Source organism: Xanthomonas sp. SHU 199, from assembly GCF_000364665.1.
Classification (GTDB): domain Bacteria; phylum Pseudomonadota; class Gammaproteobacteria; order Xanthomonadales; family Xanthomonadaceae; genus Xanthomonas_A; species Xanthomonas_A sontii.
In genome coordinates, this window is record NZ_AQOI01000187.1 from 1 (window position 1) to 6383 (window position 6383).

General features: G+C 71.9%; 5 protein-coding genes. 3 read left to right on the top strand and 2 right to left on the bottom strand.

The window, feature by feature from the left end:
• Positions 1 to 730, top strand: a 730-nt coding sequence (locus D183_RS0107800; protein ID WP_017908510.1) for a hypothetical protein, incomplete at its 5' end; no start/stop codon positions are given.
• Here the strand turns inward: D183_RS0107800 and D183_RS0107805 are convergent.
• Positions 720 to 3617: a bifunctional diguanylate cyclase/phosphodiesterase gene (locus D183_RS0107805; protein WP_017908511.1), complete on the bottom strand. Its 2898-nt coding sequence runs from the start codon at positions 3615 to 3617 to the stop codon at positions 720 to 722. The two genes, D183_RS0107800 and D183_RS0107805, sit on opposite strands and share 11 nt — an antisense overlap.
• 177 nt (positions 3618 to 3794) lie before the next feature.
• Positions 3795 to 4724 carry an oxygenase MpaB family protein gene (locus tag D183_RS0107810; protein ID WP_026144290.1) on the bottom strand — a complete coding sequence of 310 codons (930 nt, stop codon included), beginning with the start codon at positions 4722 to 4724 and terminating at the stop codon, positions 3795 to 3797.
• Between the two features lie 174 nt (positions 4725 to 4898).
• Here D183_RS0107810 and D183_RS0107815 point away from each other — a divergent pair, with 174 nt between their 5' ends.
• Positions 4899 to 5516, top strand: a complete 618-nt coding sequence (locus D183_RS0107815) for a hypothetical protein (RefSeq protein WP_026143828.1) — start codon at positions 4899 to 4901, stop codon at positions 5514 to 5516.
• 307 nt (positions 5517 to 5823) lie between these two features.
• Positions 5824 to 6383: TonB-dependent receptor plug domain-containing protein (locus tag D183_RS0107820; RefSeq protein WP_157835190.1), on the top strand; the 560-nt coding region annotated here is incomplete at its 3' end.

The window sequence follows — 6383 nt, forward strand, 5'->3', positions numbered from 1 at the left end:
GCCGCCGGCGGTGCGGGTCCGCGCCTTCGCCGCGCGCGAACACGACGGCCTGATCTGGCTGCGTCCCGACCCGCAAGGCGCGGACGCGCCCTCGCACCTGGTGCAGGCGCTGCAGCCGTCGGCGCGGCGCTTCCTGTGGCGCACGCGCTGGGAGGCGCACGTGGTCGATGCGCTGGAGAACTTCCTGGACCCGCTGCACACCCATCTTCTGCATCCGGGACTGGTGCGGCGCGGCGGCGCGCGCACCGCCATGCGCGCCGAGCTGCGCCACACCGACGAAGGCTTCCACGTCGACTACCGCGGCGCCGCGGCGCAGAGCGGCTGGCTGTACCGGTTGTTCGAATCGCCGCGCATCCTGGAACGCGCGCATTTCGCCGGCCCCGGCAGCGCGCAGATCGAGTACCGCTACGCGCGCGGCGGCCGCGTGCGGATCAGCCTCCACTTCACCCCGCTCGACGCGCGCAGCACCGACGTCTTCGCCAGCCTGCACGTGGAGGGGCGGTGGGCGCCGGCGTGGGCGGTGCGGCTGCTGGTGTGGCCGCTGCTGCGCCGGGTCGGCGAACAGGACCGACGCATGCTCGCGCTGCAGTCGCGCAACCTGCAGCGCTATCCGGGCGCGCGCGGTGCCTCCACCGCGCTGGACCTGGTGCGCGAACCGCTGCGGCGTTACTGGGACGGCGAGCCGCTGCCGGCACCGGGCAGCGGCCACGACGTGGAACTCATGCTGTGACCGCGCCGAACCGCTGCAGCACATCCGCCAACGGGGCCGGACGCCCGAGCAGATAGCCCTGCACGCCGCCGCAGCCGTGCGTGCGCAACCAGCGCAGCTGCGCCTCGGTTTCCACGCCCTCGGCGACCACGTCCAGCCCCAGGCAATGCCCCAGGGTCAGCAGCGCCTGGCAGATCGAGGCGTTGCGTGGATCGCGGTCCACCTCGGCGACGAAGCTGCGATCGATCTTCAGCGTGTCCAGCGGCAGGTCGCGCAGATACGCCATGCTGGAGAAGCCGGTGCCGACATCGTCCAGGGCCACGCGCACGCCCAGCGCGCGCAGTTGCCGCAGCACATCGCCGGCCTGCTGCGGCTGCCGCATCAGGCTGCTCTCGGTCAGCTCCAATTGCAGGCCGTTGGCGGCCAGCCCGGCCTCGGCGCAGGCCTGCACCAGGTCGGCGACCAGATCGCCATCGAAGAACTGCAACGCCGACACGTTCACCGCCACCGGCAGGTCCGGCCATCCGTGCTCGACCAGGGCGCGACGCGCCCGCGCCGCCGCGCGCGTCACCCAGCGCCCCAGCGGCAGGATCAGCCCGGTGTCCTCGCACAACTGGATGAACGCATCCGGCGCGATGAAACCGCCATCGGCCTGCGGCCAGCGGATCAGGGCTTCCAGTTCGCGCGGCGCGCCGCTGACGGCGTCCATGATCGGCTGGAAATACAGCTCGAACTCTTGGCGCTCGATCGCCTGCTGGATGCGCCCGGCCAGGCGCAGGCGTTCGCCGGTGCGCGCGGCCATGGCGCGGTCGAAGCGCACCAGGCTGCGGCCCTCTGCCTGCGCCGCATGCGCGGCCTGCGCGGCGCTGCCGATCGCCTCGTCGGCATCGGCGGCATCGTCCGGACACAGCGCCACGCCGATGTGCGCCTGCAGCTGCTGAGCGAATTCGCCGCCCTGCACCGGTGCGTACAGCGCCTCCTGCAGCGCCTGCAAGGCCAGCGGCAGGGCCTGCGGGTCCAGGATCGCCAGCACGAAGTCCTGCGCCGGCTGGTGCGCGCTCAGCCCGAAGCGCTCGCCGAGCGCGCGGATGCGCTCGGCCACTGCGCAACGCACTGCATCGCCGACGACGCGGCCGAGGGTGTCGCCGATCAGGGCCAGGCCACGCACCTGCACGTAGGCGATGGCGTAGCCGCCACGCTGCGCGCGCAGGGCTTCGGCCAGCGCCCGCGGCTTGAGCAGGCCGGTGCTGAATTCGTGGCGTGCGAGATAGGCCAGTTCGCGTTCGTGGGCCAGGCGCTCGGTGACGTCCTCGGCCAGGATCAGCCGCGCCGGCACGCCGCCGAACTCCAGGTCGGCGCTGTGGATGCACACCGACAGCAGGCTGCCGTCCTTGCGCCGATGCGTCCACACGCTCGGCGCGTCGAAGCCCTCGCGCGGTTTGCGCACGTCCTGCAGCAAGCGCTCGGCATCCTCCGACGGGCGCAGATCGCGCAGGTCCATCGCCAGGAACTCCTCGCGGCTGTAGCCGTACTGGCGCACCGCGGCCTGGTTCACTTCCAGGAAGCGCAGGCTGTCCACGGAGAACACCCAGTACGGCAACGGATTGCGATCGAACACCAGGCGGAACTGGCGCTCGGCATCGAGCAGGCGCGCGTGTGCCGCCACCCGGTCGCTGACATCCTGCACCGCGCCGGTCATGCACACGCCCTCGCGGGTGTGCACCAGCGCGCCGCGTGCGGCCAGCCAGCGCAGGCGTCCATCGGGCAGGTGCATGCGATAGACGGTGTTGTAGTCCGCGCGCCCTTGCGCAGCGTCCTCGTACAGCTGCGTCACCCGTGCGCGATCCTCGTCGTGGATCCGCGCCAGGAACGCCTCGATGGACAGTTGCATGCGCTGCAGGCCGAACATCGCGCCGGTCGGTTCGGACAGGCGCAGCACGCGCTGCGCGATGTCGACGCGCCAGGTGCCGATGCCGCCCATGCCGTGCGCCAGGCGCAGATCCTCGTCTCCGCGGCGCAGGCGCTGCAGCAGGTGGCGCTGGCGACGCTCGGCACGGCGCAGGCTGACCAGCAGATAGGCCAGGCCGAGCAGGTACAGCACGTACACCAGCGCCGCCGCCGCGGCGAACCACCACCAGCCGGACAGCGTCTCGCGCAGCCCGACGCCAGCCACCGCCAGCAACGGATACGCACCGCCGCCGCTCAGCGCCAGGATCCGCGGTGTCCCGTCGAAGACATCGCGGCGTACCCCCAGGGCGCCGCCGTGCGGCATCGGCTGCGCCAGCGCGATCGGCAGGCGTGGCTGGCCGGCCGCGAGCGGACGGCTGGCGGCCAGCAGCACGCCCTGCGCGTCGGTCAGCGCGACGATGCCGTCGCGCCCGCTGTCGGTGCCCTGCACGATGCGTTGCAACGCGGCCACCCGCCATTGCGCCTCGACCCAGCCATCGGTGCCCCACGGGACCGCCACGCGCACCACCGCCTCGCCATCGGCCAGGCGCACTGGCGGACTCACGCAGACCCGGTCGCCGCAGCGCGCGCGCGGCATCCATGCGCGCAGTTGCGGATCGCCCGTGCCGCCGAAGCGGCGTTGGCCCTGCACATCCAGCAGGGCCACGTCGCGCAGTTCCGGGTGCCGCGCCTGCAGGCCGTGCAGCGAGGCGGCGATCAGTTCGGGCGCCCGCGCCGGCGTCTCCGCCAGCAGCGCCTGCGCGCTCAGAGCCTCGCCATGCAGCGCCTGGCCGAGATTGTCCAGTTGCAACTGCAGCAGGCGGTCGCTGCCGGTGGCCAGGGCCAGGCTCTGCCGCTGCGCCGCGGCCAGGCGGTTGTGGCGGTCCTGCGCCAGCACCAGCACCAGGCCGGCGGCCAGCAGCACCGCCAGCGCCAGGCCCCAGGTCGCGATCGCCCGCAACGGCGCGCGCGTGACGCGCCGCAGGCTGTGCCGAAAGCGACGGTCACGCTTCCTGTCGGCGAGCGGGTTCGGCGGCATCGAGGGTCGGGAGTGCGGCGTAGATGCTGGATACAGCGGCCTGGGACCGGCGATCTTGACCGCCCGTGACGCGATGCTGCGTTCAGCGATGCGGATAAATCATTCAGTCCGCTGCGGCCACTGCGCCAGTGCCTGTGTCGTCAGCCCCACCCGTCGGCACGCCCGCGCGGCGATGCCATCGTGCAGTGCCACCCGGAACAGCGGCGCCACCTGCTGCAGCAACCAGGCCGGCACCGTCGGGCCGGTGCGCTGCAGCCGTGCCTGCCGCAGCAGGGCGCCGGCCCATGGCGGCAACAAGGCCGCGCCGGCGCCCAGGAACAGTTCGCGCGACAGCCCCGGCGCCGGCACCGGCAGACGCAGCCCGGACAGCACCGCCAGCACCTCGCGCGAGCGCGCATCCACCCGCAGCAGCGGCCGCTGCCGCGCGAAATAGTCCAGCACCGCCGCCTCGCTGGCCGGGACGTCGCGCGCGCCCAGCGCTTCGGCGACGCGACGGCCTTCGTCGTAATAGCGGTCGGCGATCGCCGCCGGCACCGCGCGGCAGTAGCGGCGGTAGCCCTGCAGGAAGCCGTAGGCCTCGGTCACGTGGACCCAGGTCAGCAGCGCCGGATCGTCGGCGGCGTAGGCACGCCCGTCGGGCGTGTGGCCGCGCACCCGCGTGTGGATCGCACGCACACGGGCGATCTGGCGCTGCGCCGCGTCGGTGGGCGCGTAGCTGGTGGCGGCGACGAACTGGGTGGTGCGGCGCAGGCGCCCGACCAGGTCCTCGCGGAAGTTGGAATGGTCGTAGACCCCGGCCAGCGCCAGCGGGTGCAGGGTCTGCAGCAGCAGCGCACACAGCCCGCCGGCCAGCATCCCGGGAAACTCGGCATGGATGCGCCAGGTGACGCTGTCCGGACCGAACAGGCCCACATCGCCGAGCGGCTGGTCGTAGTCGATGGCGTCGCGCTCGCGCGGGAAAGCGCCCAGCACCCAGCGGCGGATCTGCGCGGTGGCCGGAGCGGCGAGGGTGCGTAGCAGCGGGGGCATGCGCCGATGGTAGCGAAAGCGGCGCGAGCGCCGTGCGATGGCGTATGGCGCGCCGCGGCCGCGCCGCATGTGCGACCGCAGCATGCACTTTGCGGCCGCTGTGCTAGAAAGAAGCTGCCTCAAGATCGCCAACCGACGTTCCGCGTCCGTCACCGCATCTGCAAGGAGCCCGTCATGCTCGCTCTGTTCAAAGGCTTGGGATTGCTGCTCGAGGACAACGCGCTGCACCAGCGCTCGTTTCCCGAGCAGGTCGCGCACTGGCAGCACAAGAGCGAGGCGCAGATCCGCGAAGAGGTCGCGTTGCTGGCCAAGGCCAAGCAGCAGTGGCTGGTGGCGTCGATCATCGGCTGGCAGGCGATCTCGCTGATCCTGCTCGGCGTGATCACCGCGCAGTTGTGGCAGCACGACTACCACCTGACGTTCTCGCGCATCGTCATCGTGGTCACCTCGTGGGTGGCGATCCTGTTCGTGATCTGGTTCATCGCCAACATGTTCGACCGCACCGCCGGCTTCGAGCGCTGGCTCACCGCGTTCAACAGCCGCGAACCGCTGTCGGCCGATGCCGATACCGTGGAATGCGTGGCCGACGCGCTGAACATGGCGCGCAAGTACCCGGAGATCCTCGCCTACAAGCGCGAGGTGGTGGCCAACCGCGAACTGCGCCACGAGGACATCCGGATCATGCGCGAGATGGGCCGCATCCGCCTGCATGCCGAACTGGTCGCCTCGCTGATCCAGTTCGAAGGCACGCCGCCCGGCGGCCAGCCCGGCGTGTTCCGCGTCGCCGGCTGAGTCGGCCGCACACGCATCTCACGCGCGCCGTCTGCGATAGACGGCGCGCCCGCCGATCCGACATCACGCGCGGGCGCGACTCGTGCGCAACACGCGCACAGTCGGTCGTGATCCGCGCGTGCGACGTCGTATTCGCTCAAGCCCGCGATCGCCGCAAGGGCGCAACGCCACCGCGATGCCAGCCCCAGTCAAACCGCACCGACCCGACGCAGCCGGCGTTGACCGACCGCGGTGACACAGGGCATTCCCAACGCCCGTTTCGCGAAATATAATCATTCTCGATTAGAACTTTCGCCCCACGGTCTCGATGACACTGCATCCCCTTTCGTGCGCCTGCCTGCTGGGCATGGCGCTGTCCCTGCCTGCGCACGCCGCCAGTGCCGACACCGCCTCGGACGCCGACAGCGGCGCCGATGCCGCACAGGCGACCGCCCTGCCCACGGTGCAGGTGCGCGCCGATGTGCAGAGCGGCTTCCGCGCCACCGGACCGGTGCAGGCCGACAAGTCGGATGCGCCGCTGGCGCAGACGCCGTTCTCGATCACCGTGGTGCCGCGCGCGCTGCTGGACAGCCAGCAGGCGCGCACCCTGTCCGATGCCCTGCACAACGTCTCCGGGGTCGTCGCCAACACCTATGGCCGGCGCGGCTGGGACGACCTGATCATCCGCGGCCAGACCGCCTCCGACGCGCTGTTCGTCGACGGCCTGCGCACCGCCGACAGCAACCGCGTGGCCGAGCAACTGTTCGGCGTGCAGCAGGTGGAGGTGCTGAAGGGCCCGGCTTCGCTGCTGTACGGACAGGTGCTGCCGGGCGGCCTGGTCAACCTGATCAGCAAGCGTCCCGGCGCCGAGCCGATGCGGCGGGGCGA

What these genes read in the sequence shown, in the direction of transcription:
- D183_RS0107810 (WP_026144290.1), bottom strand. Translation starts at nt 4,724, where the DNA reads ATGCCCCCGCTGCTACGCACCCTCGCCGCTCCGGCCACCGCGCAGATC.
- D183_RS0107815 (WP_026143828.1), top strand. Translation starts at nt 4,899, where the DNA reads ATGCTCGCTCTGTTCAAAGGCTTGGGATTGCTGCTCGAGGACAACGCG.